The following is a 16,698-nucleotide window of genomic DNA, read 5'->3' as shown; positions in this document are numbered from 1 at the left end:
TCCGAACTATAATGGGCAGGAATTGTTCCCTTTCATTTTTTTCGATTGTGAGATGTCATGGCCCTGCCTGTCGCGCTGCAAAACCTCTTCCTTCCCGTCATCGCCTCGCCCATGTTCATTGCCAGCGGACCGGCTTTGGTGGCGGCGCAGTGCAAGGCTGGCATTGTCGGCTCCTTCCCAGCGCTCAACGCGCGTCCGGCCGAATTGCTCGACACCTGGCTCACTGACCTCAAGCAAGAGCTGGACGACTACCAGGCCGCCCATCCCGGCAAGCGCGTGGGTCCGATTGCCGTGAACCAGATCGTGCACCAGTCAAACGACCGGCTCGCGCACGATGTCGAGATGTGCGTCAAGCACCAGGTGCCGATCATCATTTCATCGCTTCGCGCGCCGCCCAAGGAAATGATGGACGCGATCCACAGTTACGGCGGCATTGTGCTGCATGACGTGGTGTCGATCCGGCACGCGCAAAAGGCGCTGGAAGCCGGTGTGGACGGCCTGATCCTGGTGGCCGCCGGTGCGGGCGGGCACGCCGGTCCTTTGTCGCCGTTCGCGCTGGTCGGTGAAGTACGCAAGTTTTTCAGCGGCCCGGTCGCCTTGTCCGGATCGATCGCCAGCGGCGACGGCATCCTGGCCGCGCAAGCGATGGGCGCGGACTTCGCCTACATTGGCTCGCGCTGGCTGGCAACGAAAGAATCGAACGTGACGGACGCGTACCGTGACGCGATCGTCGACGCGTCGGCGGCGGACATCGTCTACACCAACCTGTTTACCGGCGTGCACGGCAACTACCTGAAAAAATCCATCGTCAATGCCGGGCTCGACCCGGACGCCTTGCCCGAGTCGGACAAATCAAAAATGAGTTTTGGCTCCGGCAGCGCCAAGGCCTGGCGCGACATCTGGGGCGCGGGGCAGGGCGTCGGCATGATGGACGACGTGCCCACGGTGGCCGAGATGGTCATGCGCCTGAAAGCCGAATACGACGCCGCCCGCGCCCGCCTCGCCTTATAGCAATAAAGAAACCGCCGTGCAACCCGGGTCAGCCCGATTTTGCCCACGCAATCGGGGTCAGACCTCCAGATTCGCGCAATTGTTTCTGGAAGCCAGAGGTCAGCTTCCATGGTTGATTCGCTCAAACCGGCAATAAACCATCCGAACTTCTTCCGGAGCGGCATCCCGCCGAATGAAAAAGTTGGAAAATTGGGGTCAGACCTCGCGATTTGAGTAATTGTTTCCCGAATCGCGAGGTCTGACCCCGGGTTTGATTTGATAAAGCCCGTCTTTGGCCGAATGAAATCTGTAGTATCCGGCGTATCGCAAATTAAAAAAATCTTTCCACCGTGGCGCTGTGGAAAACAATTACTTCATGACGGAGGTCTGACCCCGAGGTTAGAAGTCGTGGTTGGCGGGGTAGTTGGTGTAGAAGTCGTTGGGCCACAGGAAGTTGGTGGAGGCGAGGGTGACGGAGATGTCGAGCGCTTCGACGTGGTGCCACCAGCCGACCGGCAAGAACAGGATTTCGCCCGGGGCCAGGATGCAGTCGTGGATCTTGACGCCGGCCATCGCGGGAAAGCGCGCCAGGTCGATATTGCGCGCGTCCAGCTCGGTAAAGCAGTGGCGGTGGTTGTAGACCTTGGCCAGCTCGCATGGCGCCACCAGCCGCACCCGCTTGCGCCCCATGATCTGCGCCATGAAGTTGTTGGTCAGGTCGTGATGCAAGGGGGTGATGGTGCCCGCCGGACCGAACCAGAAAAAGCCGCGCCGCGCCGGGTCGTCGTCCAGGTACTCGGGCAGCGCGCCAACGTCGTCCCACAGTTCTTTCAGCGCCGCGTGGTTGTGCGAGTCGTTGTTGGCCGTCATGTAAAAGTCGTTGCTGCTGCCGCTGTTGCGCACCAGCGCAACATAGTCGTCAAACTTGAGCTGGCGCTTGTGGGCAATGCTGTTGAGCTCGTATTGGGGATCGGCATCGCGCCCAAACTGCACTTCTACCATGCGTTCGCCAAAACGCTCGGCAAAGTAGTCGAGCGTCCATGTTGTGCGCGCAGGGTAGTGTTCCAGCATGCCGGTGATGATCACCGGACGATTCATGCGGTAGTGCTGCTGCAGAAACTCGGCGCCGGACAATTTGTCGCGCCGCGGTATGGCGTCGTCGCCCAGACGGTTCAGCGTTGACTGGATCTCCAGCACCCAGTCGCGCTTGGCCACTTTGTTGGCCAGGCGTCGCGCGCCTTGCAGATAGGGACTGCGCGCCGCCGCGTCGATTTCGCCATGCGCTTCGGCGCGGGCAATGCCATTGTTGACCAGGATCGTGGCCAGCGCCTCGGGCGCCGCGCCCAGCATCAGGTTCTCGGCGATCCAGCGCCGCCAGTCGTCGTTCACCTTCATGATCGGCCGTGCTTGTGCTTGTGCTTGTGCTTGTAGCTTCACAGGGTCTGCTCCCGCCAGTTGATGGTAAAAAAGCGCCGCCGGCTTGTCGCCGGCGGCGCCCGTCAAGCGCTTACCGTCCTTGCCAGACGGCGCTGGTCAGCTCGCCGCTGGCGTCGCCGTCCAGCTCCCACGAGAAGGCGCCGCGCAGGCTTTGGTCGCGCACGTATTGCATCTTGGTGCGGATCACGGTCGGGTCATCGTAGCTCCACCATTCACCCGTGCCGGTCAACAAGAACAATTGTTTCGTGGATGGATGATACCAGCGCTGCCCGGTCTTGGCCTTCAACAGCTTGTAGTCTTCGATGCCGCTTTCGTAGGCACCCGTCGCGCCGCCAGTGCCGGCCTGGTACAGACCGTTTCCGGCAGGACCTGCCGCCACGCCTTTCCAGCCACGTCCATAAAACGGTACGCCCAGCAAGATCTTATTGCGCGGCATGCCGGCGGTGACCAGCGCGCTGATCGCATCATGCGCGTTGTACTTGGCCACGTTGCCGGTCGATGGATCGGCGGCGTCGTGGAACAGCGCGGAGTGGAAGTTGGTCGTCGTTTCCCACGCACCGTGGAAGTCGTACGTCATCACGTTGACCCAGTCCATGTACTGCCCGTACTGCGCCGGCTCGGTCTGTGCGATCTTGTCGGGACCGGCGCCAATGGCCGCCGTCAGCGCATACCGTTTGCCGTCGAGCGTGCCTTGCGCATTCAATTGCGCGCGGAACTCGGCCATCAAGAGCGTGAAGTTGTGCTTGTCGTTGACCGCATCGACCGTGTTGTAGGCCATGCCGCCGCCGCCCGGGTATTCCCAGTCGATGTCGATGCCGTCGAAGACGCCCTTGCCCGCGCCCGGACCGCCGCGCCCATCCTGCACCGGCAAATCGCCCGCGATGAACAGCTTGACGCACGAACGCACCAGTTGCTTGCGCAGGGCATCAGTCTTGGCTGCAGCCGAGAAGTTTTTGGACCAGCTCCAGCCGCCGAGCGAAATAAAGATCTTCAGCTTGGGGTGGGCCGCCTTGAGCAGCTTGAGCTGGGCAAAATTGCCCGACAGCTTGGCGTCCCAGGCAATTGCCTTGCCATCGACCGTGCGCACCGGCGAGCGCTGGTAGTCGGAATAGGCGTCGCCGCCATTGCCGTTGCCGCTTTCGGCCGCACTGAGCATGTCGCACTCGTAGCCGCCGTTTTTGGCATAGGTGTTGCCAAAGGCGTAGTTGATGAAGGTCAGCTGGTCGGCCACGCTGGTTTGCACGCCAGCCACCGGGGTCTTGGTGGTGTGGATGTCTGCCACTTCGTAGTTGCGGCCATACACGCCCCATTGCGCGAAGTAGGAGCCGATTTCACGGGTGCCGACCGGTGTCGGCGTTGGCGTTGGCGTCGGTGTTGGCGTAGGTGTCGGTGTCGGCGTAGGTGTTGGTGTCGGCGTTGGTGTCGGCGTTGGTGTTGGTGTAGGCGTTGGTGTTGGTGTAGGGGTCGGCGTCGGCGTAGGTGTCGGCGTCGGCGTGGCCGTCGTCAGTTTCCACGGCCCCCATTCTTCGGTTCCGGGTACATTCCCTTGGGTCCACCATTTTGCCTCATAGCCCTTGCCTTGATAAGTAACGCAATTGCCTACCGTGTAAATCTGCGTCGAATTCCATTCCGCGCATGCAGCGAGCGTGCTGACCGTGGTGGCCAGCGCCTTGGGCTGCGCAGCGGGGCCTGTTCCCGCGTCGCCGCTGCCGCAGCCTGCGAGCATGGTGCCGATGAGGGCGACCAGCAAGCCGCCTTTTCCTGAAGTGTGCATTGTCTCTCCTGTTAGTTGTTCTTGGTTTGGTGCCAGGTGAGGATGCGACCGTAAAAATTGGTAGTCAAGTGGTTTTATAATATTGGAAAAAGCAACAGACCAGTTGCTTGAACGGGAAAGGCCGTCAGCCCGTTATCTCGCAGCGGGAAAGGCTTCCAATAGACGCAAAATCAGGTAATACCAATTTAGTGCCAATAAGCACTGGTATGGCTGCGAAAAATAACAGAACAGTAAAGCAATGGCGCTGCATGCTCCGTGCGGCGCCCGTTGTGCGAGATCGCGCCTTAGCGCGGCGCGAGGTCTTCCGGCCGGACCGCCCACAGCGCGGGCAGGTTGCGCCAGTAGCCATACACGTCCATGCCGAAGCCGATCACGAACTTGTCGGGGATGGTGAGGCCAACAATGTCGGCCTGCACCGGCTTGCTGCGTTTGAGCGCCTTGTCGGCGAACACGGCGATGATGACTTCGGCCGCGCCCATGTCGAGCAGGCGCTGCTTGACATGCGCCAGCGTCTCGCCTTCGTCAAGAATGTCGTCGAGCACGATGATGGTGCGCCCTGCAACGTTGGCGCGCGGGATCACTTTCCACACGACCTTGCCGCCCTGGTCGTCGTCGCCATAACGGGTGACGTGGATGTAGTCAAATTCGAGGGGGAACTTCAGCTGCGGCAACAGTTGGCCGACAAACACGACGGCCCCGCCCATGACGCCCAGCACCAGCAGAAACGTCTCGTCGCCCGCTGCATTGAAGCGCTCGTTGAGCTTGTCCGCAACGAGCGCGACGGCGCGCGTGACGGCCGCTTCATCGACAATCTGCTCCGCATTTTCCAGCAGTGAACGGGCGCGCTCGACATGAAAGGTTTGCATAATGTTCGGCTCAGAAAAGTACACAAGGCAATTATCGTGCATATCGCACTGCAGCATTGCCGCGCACCGTTGCTTTTCTACGCCAAATGCACAGCGCCGCGGCGATTCGTCTAGCGGTAGTCGCGCAGGTCTTCGATCAGCACGCCGTCGTCGGCCAAGGTGCCGCGCGCGACCAGTTCAACCTCGCCGCGCAGCTTGGTTACTTCGCGAATCGTGTGCACGATGGCGGCCGTCATGCCGGCCATGGTCCCGGCCGAGGGCAGCGCATCGACTTCGCAGCGCAGCGTCATCATGTCCTGCGCCATGCTGCCCGACACCACCAGGCGCGCCTTGACGATGTGCGGGTGGCGCCGCGCGATGTTGTCGACCTGCGACGGATGGACGAACATGGCGCGCACCTTGGTGGTCTGGTCGGCCCGTCCCAGCCAGCCGCGAATGCGCCCGTTGGTGCGCCCGCAAGGCGAGGGCGGCGCCTCGTGCAGCATGGCCGACATGTCGCCGGTGGCAAAGCGGATCAGCGGATAGTCGTCGTTGAACAGCGTGACGACCACTTCGCCGATGTCGCCCGGCGCGACCGGCTCGCCACTGCCGGGCCGCACGATTTCGACGATCACGTCTTCATCGAGCACCATGCCGGGGTTGATGGCGCCGTCGGTGGCCGTTTCGTAGGCCACGCTGCCCAGGTCCGCCGAGGCGTAGGTCTGGAACACCTGCGGCACGCCGTTCGCGCGCAGCCAGGCGCGCAGCGATTCGGGCAGCGCCTCGGCGCCCATCAGGGCCCGCTGCAGGCTGCTGATGTCGGCGCCCATCTCGCGCGCCTTGTCGATGATGATGCGTAAAAAGGAGGGCGTGCCCACGTAGGTGTCCGGGCGCAGGTCGGCAATTGCCTGCACCTGCATCTCGGTCTGCCCGGCGCCGGCGGGAATGACGGCGCAGCCGATGCGCCGCGCCCCGCCTTCAACCATGAAGGCGGCCGGCGTGAAGTGATACGAAAAGCAGTTCTGCAGCAGGCCGCCGGAGCGAATGCCGGCCGCGTACATGGGCCGCGCAAAGCGCCACCAGTCCAGGCCGCGCCCTTCCGGATCGAAGATCGGCCCGGGCGAGACGAACACGCGCGAGAGCTGGCCCACGCCGGTTGCCGCCAGGCCGCCGAAGGGCATGGCGATCGCCTGCAGCGCTTTCAGGTCGGCCTTGCGCGTGATCGGCAGCTGCGCCAGCGCGGCGCGGCTGTTCACCTGCCGCGCGTCCACGCCAGCCAGGATCGCCGCCCAGCCGGGGGCGCCCTGCGCGCGCGCCACCAGCGCCGGCAGGTGCGCCATCAGGTCGCGTTCGCGCTCTTGCGGGTCGCGCCGTTCCAGCGCATCGAAGGTGTCGTCGTTCATTGGGCCTCTAGAATTTCGCGCTGCAGTTTTTTGGTCAGTTTGGCAAACACCAGCTCGTAGGACCGGCGCAGCAGCGCGCCCGCTTCCTTGTCGCTGAGCGCTTTTGCGTTCTCCACATACACCCACTTGGCGCGCGCGAGGTAGGGCGCCGGGATGATGCCCGGACGGTCCGTCAGTTCCAGGAAGCGCTCGTCGTCGACCTTGAAACTCATGCTCTTCGCAGGCACCTCGGCGACGGTAACGGCGAACATTTTCAGGCCGACCGAAAAGACCAGGTCGGCGCCCCATTTGGTGTCTTCGGTGCAGCCGGGGAAAGTGCGGCACAGCGCCTTGGCTGCTTCAAAATCCATCTCGGTTCCTATGTCCCAATGTCCCAATGTTCCTACGCCAGCCAGCGTTTGCGGCGGCGGTAAAATTTCATGTCGCGAAAGCTGGTGCGCCCGGCGCCCGAGACGCCCAGATAAAATTCCTTGACGTCTTCGTTGGTGGCCAGTTCGCTGGCGGCGCCTTCCATCACGACCCTGCCGTTTTCCAGGATGTAGCCAAAGTCGGCGTAGCGCAAGGCGACGGCCGTATTCTGTTCGGCCAGCAGGAAAGACACGCCTTCCCTCTGGTTCAAGTCCTTTACGATGCCGAAAATTTCTTCGACAATCTGCGGCGCGATGCCCATCGACGGTTCGTCCAGCAGGATCATCGACGGCTTGGCCATCAGCGCGCGGCCAATGGCGCACATCTGCTGTTCGCCGCCGGACGTGTAGCCGGCCTGGCTGGCGCGCCGGTCGCGTAGGCGCGGAAAATACTGGTACACCGCCTCCAGCGACTGCTTGATCTCGGCGCGCGACGCCTTGCGCGTGTAAGCGCCCGTCAGCAGGTTTTCCTCGATGGTCAGATGGCCGAAGCAGTGGCGCCCTTCCATCACCTGCGACAGGCCGCGCCGCACCAAATCGCTGGGCGTGAGCTGGTCTACGCGCTCGCCCTTGAACATCACCTCGCCCTTGGTCACGTCACCGCGCTCGCCGCGCAGCAGCGTCGAAATGGTTTTCAGCGTGGTCGACTTGCCGGCGCCATTGGCCCCGAGCAGGGCCACGATGCGCCCTTTCGGAACCTTGAGCGACACACCTTTCAGGACCAGGATCACGTGGTCGTAAATGACTTCGATGTTGTTGACCGACAGGTAGTCGGCGCCGGCGGCGATGTTCATCATGTGCTTACTGTTTCATGCACGCCGGCGTGATCTTCTTGTCGGCCGCATACGCCGCCGACGATTCCTCGACCAGCCTGCGCGTGAGCGCCTTGTCGCCCACCACCCAGTTCGGCGTGACGGCCACCCATTTCTTGCCGTCCCACTGCTGCACCTTGACCGCGCCCGAACCTTCATGGTCGTCGCAGCTGGTTTTCACCGGCGGGAACATGCCCAGTACGCCCAGCGCCTTCTGGCGCGCTTCGTTGACGTCCAGGTTTTCCAGGCCCCAGCGCACCTGCTCGCCCGTCATGGTTTTGCCCTTTCCGAATTTTTCCTGCGCCTTGCGGATCGCCTCCACCCACAGCACGCCCATCGTCAGCCCGCGCATGTGGTACACCGAGCCGATCCGGGCCGGATCGGCCAGGTTACCCTTGCCGGCGGCGTAGACCTTTTTGCGGATGTCGTCGATCAGCGGGTAGTTACCCGGGGTGTTGAAGGTCATCGCGCTGTAGCCCTTGGCAGCTTCGCCGGACGGAATCATGTCTTCTTCGGAGCCGGCCCACCACACGCCGAGCATTTTCTCGCGCGGGAAGCCGTTGCGCTGCGCGGTTTTGATGGCGACCGAATTCATCACGCCCCAGCCCCACAGGATCACGTAGTCGGGCTTGGCCTGGCGGATTTGCAGCCACTGCGACTGCTGCTCGCTGCCCGGCGGCGCCACCGCGATCTTGATCAGCTCAAAACCGTACTGCTTGGCCTGCGCTTCGAGCACCGGCAACGGCTCCTTGCCGAACGCCGAGTCGTGGTACAGGTGGACGATTTTTTTGCCTTTAAGTTTGTCGTAGCCGCCGCTCTTGTCGGCCAGGTACTTGATCATGGCCGCGGCCTGGTTCCAGTAGCCGGTCACCAGGGGAAAGGTGTACGGGAAGACCTTGCCGTTGGCCGCGTCCGAGCGCCCGTAGCCGAGCGTGGTGAGCGGAATTTTATCGCTGCCGACGCGGTCCATGATGCCGTATGCGATGCCGGTCGAGAGCGGGTCAACCAGGGTGGCGCCGCCGTTCTTGGTTTTCAGACGCTCGTAGCATTCGATGCCGCGCGACGGGTTGTATTCGGTCTCGCATTCTTCCCAGGCGATCTTGACGCCATTGACGCCGCCGTTCAAGTTGACCAGGTTGAAGTAGTCGATCGCGCCGCCGTAAAAGCCGGAGCCGCCGGCCGCGTAGGGACCGACGCGGTAGGATGGCAGCGCCACGAACTGGTCGGCCGCCTGGACCTGCGCAAAGGCGCCCAAGAGCGCCGCGCCGAGCATGATTTTTTTAATTGTATTCATGAAAATCGTCTCCTCGATAGTTAATGCGGGAACGGCCACAGCCGTAGTTTTTCCTTGCCTACTTGCCACAAGCGCGCCAGCCCGTGCGGCTCCACGATCAGGAAAAAAATGATCAGCGCGCCAAACACCATCAACTCCAGATTCGATGCAACCGAGGTGGGCAGCGACAAGGCGTGCGCCAGAATATTCAGAAACACCGGCAGCAGCACGATAAAAGCCGCGCCCAGGAACGAGCCCAGGATCGAGCCGATGCCGCCGATGATGATCATGAACAGGATGCGAAACGACAGGTCCAGGTTGTAAGCCTCCGGTTCCACCGTTCCCAGGTAAGCGTAGGCGTACAGGGCGCCCGCCACGCCGCAGTAGAACGAACTGACCGCAAAGGCCAGCAGCTTGGTGCGCATCGGCCTAAAACCGATGACTTCGGCCGCCACGTCCATGTCGCGCACCGCCATCCACGAGCGGCCCACGTTCGAGCGCACCATGTTCTTGGCCAGCAGCGCCATGAGCGCCACGATGGCCAGTACCAGCAGGTATTTGCTGGCCGGCGAATCGAAGCTGTAACCAAGGATGACGATCTTTTGCGCCGTGATCACGCCCGAGCTGCTGTAGTTGGTCAGGTAGGGAATCTTGGTCAGGCACCAGAGAACGAAAAACTGGGTGGCCAGCGTGGAGGCGGCCAGGTAAAAGCCGCGGATGCGCAGCGACGGCAGGCCAAAGGCGATGCCCACCATGGCCGCCGCCAGGCCGCCCAGCACAAAGGCGAGCAGCATCGGAATGCCGGGCAGGCGCGCGATGAAGTTAAACGAGGCAAACGCGCCCACCGCCATGAAGGCGGCGCTGCCGAGCGAGAGCTGGCCCGCGTAGCCGGTCAGGATGTTCAGGCCGAGTGCGGCCAGCGCAAAGATCAGGAAGGGGATCAGGATGGCCGAGAGCAGATAAGGGGAGGCGAGCAAGGGCACTGCCACCAGCGCGGCGAGCAGCAGGGCGGCGAGGGCCACGCGGTCCTGGCGGATCGGGAAGACTTGCCCGTCGGCCTGGTAGCTGGTCTTGAATTGTCCGGCTTCACGGTAAAACATGGGTCAAATTCTCCGGATGATTTTTTCGCCGAACAGGCCCTCGGGCCTGACCAGCAGGAACAGCAGCGCCAGCACATACGGGAACCAGCCTTCGATGCCGCCGCCGACCATGGGGCCCAGGTACACTTCCGCCAGTTTTTCGGACGCACCGATGATCAGGCCGCCCACGATGGCGCCGGGAATCGAGGTAAAGCCGCCCAGGATCAGCACCGGCAGCGCTTTTAACGCAATGAAGGTGAGGGCGAACTGCACGCCATTGCGCGCGCCCCACAACAGGCCCGCCACCAGCGCCACCAGCCCGGCCACCGACCAGACCACGGCCCAGATCTGCTGCAGCGCAATGCCCACCGCCTGCGCGGCCTGGTGGTCGTCGGCGACGGCGCGCAGGGCGCGGCCCACCTTGGTTTTAGAAAACAGCAGCGCCAGCGCCGTGACCAGCAGCGCGCAGATACCGGCGGCGGTGACGTCGAACTGGGAGACGATGATGTTGTAGTGCTCGAGCAGGTAAGGGATCGGGATGTCTTCGATCGGCAGGTCGAGCTTGTGCACTTGCGAGCCCCACAGCAGCTGGGCCAGGCCTTCGATGAAAAACGCCAGGCCGATGGTGGCCATGAAGAGGGTGATTTCGGACTGGTTGACGAGCGGGCGCAGCACCACGCGTTCAATCGCCAGGCCAAGGGCGACCATCACGACCATGGTAATGGGGATGGCCAGCCAGATCGAGATGCCGAACTTGTCGATCATGCCCACGCAGGTGAGGGCGGCGAAGAACACCATCGCGCCCTGGGCGAAGTTGAAGACGCCGGAGGCCTTGTAGATCAGGACGAAACCGATCGCCACCAGCGCGTACATCACGCCGGAGAGGAGGCCACCGATTAACACTTCGAAGAAAAAGCTCATTGTTGATCCTGAACGGGAATGCGGAGCGTTTCGTCGGCAGGCAGCTTGCCGCCTGAAACCCCGACTCCACCTCCCAAATAAGCGTCAATCACATCCTGATTGCCCCGCACCTCGTCGGGCGTGCCATCCCCGATCTTGCGCCCGTAATCGAGCACCACCACCCGGTCTGATATATCCATCACCACCCCCATGTCATGCTCGATCAGTACGATGGTGGTCCCGAACTGGTCGTTCACATCCAGGATAAACCGGCACATATCCTGCTTTTCCTCGACATTCATTCCCGCCATCGGTTCGTCGAGCAGCAAGATATCCGGCTCGGCCGCCAGGGCCCGCCCCAGCTCCACGCGCTTTTGCAGCCCGTACGGCAGGCGGCCCACCGGCGTCTTGCGGATCGCTTGAATTTCCAGGAAATCGATGACCTGCTCGGCCTTTTCGCGGTGCGCGATTTCTTCGCGCCGGGCCGGGCCCCAGTACAGCGCCTGCATCAGAAAATTCGACTTCATCTTCAGGTTGCGGCCCGTCATGATGTTGTCCAACACCGTCATGCCCTTGAACAGGGCGATATTCTGGAAGGTGCGCGCAATGCCCGCCTTGGCCGCGCCGTAGCAATCCATATTGCGCCGCTGCTGGCCATGCAAGATGATGTTGCCCTTCTGCGGCCGGTAGACGCCATTGATCACGTTGAGCATCGAGCTCTTGCCCGCCCCGTTGGGCCCGATAATGGCGCGAATTTCATTGCGGCGCACGTCGAACGAAATATCGGTGAGCGCCTTGACGCCGCCAAACGAGAGCGAGATATTTTGCAGCTCGAGGATCACGTCACCGGTGACGCGTTCATTCATGTTCATCACGCCGCCCTCGCCACGGATGGATACGTGGTGGCGCCGCAGATGCGCAGCTCGGCGCTGACCAGTCCCACGCGCCCGTCTTCGAACTTGACCTGGGTGGCGATGAACTGGCTGGCCTTGTCTTCGTACAGCGCGTCGATCAGCACCTTGTACTTGACGGCGATGAACTGGCGCCGCACCTTGCGCGTGCGGGTCAGTTCGTCGTCGTCCGGATCGAGCTCCTTGTGCAGGATCAGGAAGCGGTGCACCTGCGTGCTCGCCACCAGCGGCTCGGCCGCCAGGTCCGCATTGACTTGCTCGATGCAGGTGCGAATGAGCTGGTACACCGCTTCGTGCGCTGCCAGTTCGGTATAGCTGGAGTAGCCGATATTGCGCCGCTCGGCCCAGTTGCCGACCGCTTCCATGTCGATGTTGATGAACGCGCAGACCTGTTCGCGGGCGTCGCCAAAGGCCACCGCCTCCTTGATGAAGGGGAAGAACTTCAGCTTGTTTTCAATATAGTTGGGCGCGAAGATGGCGCCCGTGTTCATCCGGCCCACGTCGGCGGCGCGGTCGATGATCTTGAGGTGGCCCTCGCCATCAAACACGCCGGCGTCGCCGGTATGAAAGTAGCCGTCCTGGTCGATCACTTCGCCCGTGGCGTCGGGCCGCTTGAAGTAGCCGGCCATGGTCGAAACCGAGCGCACCAGCACCTCGCCGTTGGCGGCCAGTTTCACCTCCACTCCCGGCGCCGGCAAGCCCACGCTGTCGAACTTGATGTTCCCGTCCGGCTGCAGGCATACGTAGGCGCAGGTTTCGGTGGAGCCGTACAGCTGCTTGAGATTGACCCCGATCGAGCGGTAAAAGCGGAACAGGTCGGGCCCGATGGCCGCGCCGGCGGTGTAGGCCACCCGCACCCGCGACAGGCCCAGCACGTTTTTCAAAGGGCCATACACCAGCAGGCGCCCCAGCGCATACAGCATGGCGTCGGCCACCGGCACTGGTTTACCGTCGAGGATGGCCGCGCCGCTGCGCTTGGCAACGGCCATGAAATAATGGAACATGCGGCGCTTGATGGCGCTCGCGTCTTCCATGCGGATCATCACCGTGGTCAGCATGTTCTCGAACACCCGCGGCGGCGCAAAATAATAGGTGGGGCCAATTTCGCGCAGGTCGATCAACACCGTGTCGCCCGACTCCGGGCAGTTGACCGTGAAGCCCGCCACCAGCGCCTGCGCTAGCGAAAACAGGCAGTCGCCCACCCACGCCATGGGCAGGTAGGACAGGATGTCTTCGTGGTCGGTCAGCTTGTCGAAGGCCACTGCGCCCGTGCCGGCCGCCAGCAGCGCGGCGTGCGACTGGCATACGCCCTTTGGTTTGCCCGTGGTGCCCGAGGTGTACAGGATGATGGCGATGTCGCTCCCTTGGCCGGCGGCGACGGCGGCGTCGAATGCGCCGGGATTGGCCAGGTCCCACGCGCGGCCCAGTTCCTGCAGGCGCACCAGCGAAACAAGCGATCCTGGCGACCCTGCGCCATAACGCCGCATGCCGCGTTCATCTTCATAAGCGATATGGGCAATGGCCGGGCACAGCGACTGCAGTTCGCGCAGCTTGTCGACCTGTTCCTGGTCCTCGACAACGGCAAAGGCGATCTCGGCGTCGTTCAGTACGTACGCCATGTCGGCGGCCGGCGCATCCTGGTACAGCGGGACCGGCACGCCGCCCAGGCACTGCGCGGCCAGCATCGCCCAGTAAAGGCGCGGGCGGTTGTCGCCGATGATGGCCAGGTTCATGCCGCGCTCAAAACCGAGCGCGGCCAGCCCGCAGGCCAGTTCGCGCACTTCGGCGCTCACCTGCGCCCAGCTCCAGGTCTGCCAGATGCCGAGGTGTTTTTCGCGGAAGGCCGGCCTGCGCGGGCGTACCCGGCCGTGCGCCAGCAGGCGTCGCGGAAAGGTGTCCTGTTGCATGCCGTCGTTTGTCTGCACCCGCTTCTCCTCTGATCTACCCTGGTGCCGGGCGATTGTGTGTGATGATATTAGCTTGCGTTTGATTCGCGCGTTGTCTTTTGAACGACAATTGCACCACTTTCGATGTTGCGCCGCACAATGACAGAGACCACACAGACCTTGATCGACCATCTACGTTCCACCATCTGGGCGCGTTGCTTGACCTGCCTCGAAATGGCGCGGGTCGAAAGAGATTGCGTCGAGCAGTTCGTGCCCAAGGGCGGCTTTGTCTGCAAACGCGGCGAGGTGCTTGACCACTGGACCGGCATCATTGACGGCCTGGTGAAGATCAACAATTGTTCGTCGGAAGGCAAGAGCGTCACCTTCGCCGGCGTGCCCGCCGGCGGCTGGTTCGGCGAGGGTTCGCAGCTCAAGGACGAGACGCGCAAGTACGACGTGGTGGCGCTGCGCGCCACGCGCGTGGCGCGCCTGCCGCGCGCCACGTTCGAGTGGCTGCTCGAGGTCAGCCTGCCGTTCAACCGTTTTTTGCTGATGCAGCTGAACGAACGGTTAAGCCAGTTCATCGGCCTGGTCGAAAACGACCGCACGCTGGACGTCGACACCCGCGTGGCGCGCTGCCTGGCGGCGATGTTCAACGCGCATCTGTATCCGGGCCTCGAAAAGGAAGTGCAAATTTCGCAGAAAGAGGTCGGGTATCTGTCGGGTGCGTCGCGCCAGCGCGCCAACCAGGCCTTGCAGCTGCTCGAGCGCGAAGGCTTGCTGCGGCGCGACTATGGCGCCATCCGCGTGTTCGACCTGGACGGGCTGCGCCACTTCCAGGCGTGAACGGCTCGCTTTTGGGGTTATGATTGAGGCGACGCCGCCATCCTAAATAATTTATGACTACCACTTCGCCAGACCGCGACGCCCGCCTTGCCGCATTGCGCGCCGCCATGCAACACGAACACATCGATGCGCTGATCGTTCCTTCGGCCGACCCGCACCTGTCCGAATACCTGCCCGGCCACTGGAAGGGGCGCGAGTATCTATCCGGCTTCACCGGCTCGGTCGGCACCTTTATCGCCACCGCCCATACGGCCGGGGTCTGGACCGACGGCCGCTACTGGACGCAGGCCGAGACCGAGCTGGCCGGCACCGACATCGCGCTGATGAAAATCCCGTCCGGCGCCAGCCTGCTGCACATCGACTGGCTCGCCTCGCACATGGCCCCGGGCCAGACGGTGGCGGTCGATGCGCGCGTGCTCGGCCTGGCCAGCGCGCGCTTGCTGGCCGACGCCATGGCCGCGCGCGGCATCACGCTGCGCACCGACATCGACCTGCTCGAGACGGTCTGGCAAGCGCGCCCGGGCCTGCCGGCCGAACCCGTGTACGAGCATGTGGCGCCGTACGCCGTCCTTGAGCGCGCCGCCAAACTGGCCGCCGTGCACGAAGCGCTCGTCGCGCTGCGCGCCACCCACCATTTCATCTCCACGCTGGACGACATCGCGTGGCTGTTCAACCTGCGCGGCAGCGACGTCACCTACAACCCGGTGTTTCTGGCCCACGCCCTGATCGGACCGCAGGGCGCAACGCTGTTTGTCGGCGACGGCAAGGTCAGCCCCGAGCTGCGCTTGCGCCTGATGGCCGACGGCGTCGAGGTTGCGTCCTACGCCGACGCGGTGGCCGCCTTGCAGCACCTGGCCGCCGGCGTAGTACTGCTGGTGGACCCGCGCCGCATCACTTCGGGCATGCGCGGCGCCGTGTCGGCCGAGGTCAGGGTGATCGAAGCGATCAATCCCAGCACGCTGGCCAAATCGACCAAGAGCGAGCCGGAAGCGGCCCACGTGCGCGCCACCATGGAGCAGGACGGCGCTGCCTTGTGCGAGTTTTTCGCCTGGCTGGAGTCGCAGCTGGCCGACCCGGAGCGCGCGCCGCTGACCGAAACGGCGATTGACGACCATATCACGGCGGCGCGCTCGCGCCGGCCCGGTTTTGTCAGCCCGAGCTTTGGCACCATCGCCGGCTTTAACGCCAACGGCGCCATCATGCATTACCGCGCCAACCCTGACACCTGCGCCGTGATCGAAGGCGACGGCCTGCTGCTGATCGACTCGGGCGGGCAGTACCTGGGCGGCACCACCGACATCACGCGCGTGGTGCCGGTGGGCGCCGTTACCAGCGCGCAGCGGCGCGACTTTACGCTGGTGCTCAAGGGCTTGATCGCGCTGTCGTCGACCCGCTTCCCGCGCGGCACCCGCTCCCCGGCGCTGGACGCGATCGCGCGCGCGCCGATCTGGTCGGCCGGCGTCGACTACGGCCACGGCACCGGCCACGGCGTGGGCTTTTTCCTGAATGTGCACGAAGGGCCGCAATCGATTTCGGCCACCACCATGCCCGAGGCGCACACCGCCATGGAACCGGGCATGATCACCTCGATCGAGCCGGGCATCTATCGCCCCGCGCGCTGGGGCATCCGGATCGAGAACCTGGTGCTCAACCGCAGCGCGGGTGAAGGGGAATTCGGCGAATTCCTGTACTTCGAAACGCTGACGCTGTGCCCGATCGACGCGCGCTGCCTCGACCTGGCGCTGCTGCGCGCGGACGAAATTGCCTGGCTCAACGACTACCACGCCGTGGTGCGCGCGCGCCTCGCGCCGCACGTGAGCGGATCGGCCGCAGCCTGGCTGGAATTGCGCACGAGGGCCATCTGATGTCGACCGCTCGTTCAACCCGCGCCAGCAACGCCGTCGACCGCCTGAAGGTTCGCAGCGGCAACGCCGGCTACTCGATGGCGCGCACCGGCGAAGGCTTGTTTTCCTTGTCCGAAGCGCCCGGCGAGCCGCCGCTGTGCGCGCCGCTCGAGCTCGACGAATTTGTCGCCTTTGTCAACAAGCTGGGGCCGCAGGTGGCGCGCCGCGTCAGCAAGTTCGACGTCGCGTTTGAAAAGCAGCTGGTCAAGAAAAAACCTGAATGACAGCTGT

General features: G+C 63.4%; 16 protein-coding genes and 1 pseudogene. 4 read left to right on the top strand and 13 right to left on the bottom strand.

All coding sequences use genetic code 11. The features are described 5' to 3' along the window. Window positions 1–57: 57 nt before the first annotated feature. Window positions 58–1,011 carry an NAD(P)H-dependent flavin oxidoreductase gene (locus ACP7D4_RS03045; protein WP_426105803.1) on the top strand — a complete coding sequence of 318 codons (954 nt, stop codon included), beginning with the start codon at window positions 58–60 and terminating at the stop codon, window positions 1,009–1,011. Window positions 1,012–1,389: 378 nt separating this feature from the next. Here the strand turns inward: ACP7D4_RS03045 and ACP7D4_RS03040 are convergent, their stop codons facing one another. The 13 genes and pseudogenes from ACP7D4_RS03040 to ACP7D4_RS02980 form a co-directional block, all read right to left on the bottom strand. Continuing rightward, window positions 1,390–2,385 (bottom strand): cupin-like domain-containing protein, encoded by a 996-nt coding sequence (locus tag ACP7D4_RS03040; RefSeq protein ID WP_426207774.1) that lies wholly within the window; start codon window positions 2,383–2,385, stop codon window positions 1,390–1,392. A gap of 112 nt (window positions 2,386–2,497) precedes the next feature. After that, window positions 2,498–3,757, bottom strand: a complete 1,260-nt coding sequence (locus tag ACP7D4_RS03035; RefSeq protein ID WP_426207773.1) for a glycoside hydrolase family 18 protein — start codon at window positions 3,755–3,757, stop codon at window positions 2,498–2,500. A 1-nt stretch (window position 3,758) separates the two neighbouring features. Beyond that, complete coding sequence (locus ACP7D4_RS03030) at window positions 3,759–3,941, bottom strand: hypothetical protein (RefSeq protein WP_426207776.1); 183 nt, start codon at window positions 3,939–3,941, stop codon at window positions 3,759–3,761. Window positions 3,942–3,991: 50 nt separating this feature from the next. Next, window positions 3,992–4,153 (bottom strand): annotated as a pseudogene (locus tag ACP7D4_RS03025) (glycoside hydrolase family 19 protein); the annotation flags it as partial. A 332-nt stretch (window positions 4,154–4,485) separates the two neighbouring features. Beyond that, on the bottom strand, window positions 4,486–5,067 hold the full coding sequence (locus ACP7D4_RS03020; protein WP_426207741.1) for a hypoxanthine-guanine phosphoribosyltransferase: 582 nt from the start codon (window positions 5,065–5,067) through the stop codon (window positions 4,486–4,488). Between the two features lie 110 nt (window positions 5,068–5,177). Continuing rightward, window positions 5,178–6,449, bottom strand: coding sequence for a phenylacetate--CoA ligase family protein (locus ACP7D4_RS03015; RefSeq protein ID WP_426207740.1), 1,272 nt, complete (start codon window positions 6,447–6,449; stop codon window positions 5,178–5,180). After that, window positions 6,446–6,799 (bottom strand): MmcQ/YjbR family DNA-binding protein, encoded by a 354-nt coding sequence (locus ACP7D4_RS03010; RefSeq protein WP_426105799.1) that lies wholly within the window; start codon window positions 6,797–6,799, stop codon window positions 6,446–6,448. The genes ACP7D4_RS03015 and ACP7D4_RS03010 overlap by 4 nt, the downstream gene beginning before the upstream one ends. 32 nt (window positions 6,800–6,831) lie before the next feature. Continuing rightward, a complete protein-coding gene (locus ACP7D4_RS03005) occupies window positions 6,832–7,650 on the bottom strand; it encodes an ABC transporter ATP-binding protein (RefSeq protein WP_426207739.1) in 819 nt (272 codons plus the stop codon). A gap of 7 nt (window positions 7,651–7,657) precedes the next feature. Then, complete coding sequence (locus tag ACP7D4_RS03000; protein WP_426105796.1) at window positions 7,658–8,962, bottom strand: ABC transporter substrate-binding protein; 1,305 nt, start codon at window positions 8,960–8,962, stop codon at window positions 7,658–7,660. Between the two features lie 20 nt (window positions 8,963–8,982). Further along, a complete protein-coding gene (locus ACP7D4_RS02995; protein WP_426207738.1) occupies window positions 8,983–10,041 on the bottom strand; it encodes a branched-chain amino acid ABC transporter permease in 1,059 nt (352 codons plus the stop codon). 3 nt (window positions 10,042–10,044) lie between these two features. Continuing rightward, window positions 10,045–10,941: a branched-chain amino acid ABC transporter permease gene (locus tag ACP7D4_RS02990; RefSeq protein WP_426207737.1), complete on the bottom strand. Its 897-nt coding sequence runs from the start codon at window positions 10,939–10,941 to the stop codon at window positions 10,045–10,047. After that, a complete protein-coding gene (locus tag ACP7D4_RS02985; protein ID WP_426207736.1) occupies window positions 10,938–11,792 on the bottom strand; it encodes an ABC transporter ATP-binding protein in 855 nt (284 codons plus the stop codon). The genes ACP7D4_RS02990 and ACP7D4_RS02985 overlap by 4 nt, the downstream gene beginning before the upstream one ends. Continuing rightward, window positions 11,792–13,738, bottom strand: coding sequence for an AMP-dependent synthetase/ligase (locus tag ACP7D4_RS02980; RefSeq protein WP_426105899.1), 1,947 nt, complete (start codon window positions 13,736–13,738; stop codon window positions 11,792–11,794). Before ACP7D4_RS02980 ends, ACP7D4_RS02985 begins: the two co-directional genes overlap by 1 nt. A gap of 138 nt (window positions 13,739–13,876) precedes the next feature. Here ACP7D4_RS02980 and ACP7D4_RS02975 point away from each other — a divergent pair, with 138 nt between their 5' ends. The 3 genes from ACP7D4_RS02975 to ACP7D4_RS02965 are packed head-to-tail and all read left to right on the top strand — an operon-like array spanning window position 13,877 to window position 16,691. Then, complete coding sequence (locus ACP7D4_RS02975; RefSeq protein ID WP_426207735.1) at window positions 13,877–14,563, top strand: Crp/Fnr family transcriptional regulator; 687 nt, start codon at window positions 13,877–13,879, stop codon at window positions 14,561–14,563. A gap of 53 nt (window positions 14,564–14,616) precedes the next feature. Then, entirely contained in the window at window positions 14,617–16,428 is a 1,812-nt protein-coding gene (locus ACP7D4_RS02970) for a M24 family metallopeptidase (protein WP_426105788.1), read from the top strand. Next, window positions 16,428–16,691: a hypothetical protein gene (locus ACP7D4_RS02965; protein WP_426105786.1), complete on the top strand. Its 264-nt coding sequence runs from the start codon at window positions 16,428–16,430 to the stop codon at window positions 16,689–16,691. The genes ACP7D4_RS02970 and ACP7D4_RS02965 overlap by 1 nt, the downstream gene beginning before the upstream one ends. Window positions 16,692–16,698 lie beyond the last annotated feature (7 nt).

It is taken from the genome of Massilia sp. TWP1-3-3 (assembly GCF_049897805.1).
GTDB lineage: Bacteria > Pseudomonadota > Gammaproteobacteria > Burkholderiales > Burkholderiaceae_D > Telluria_A.
The sequence above is the reverse complement of the archived record's forward strand: the minus strand, read 5'-3'. Positions and strand labels throughout refer to the sequence as shown.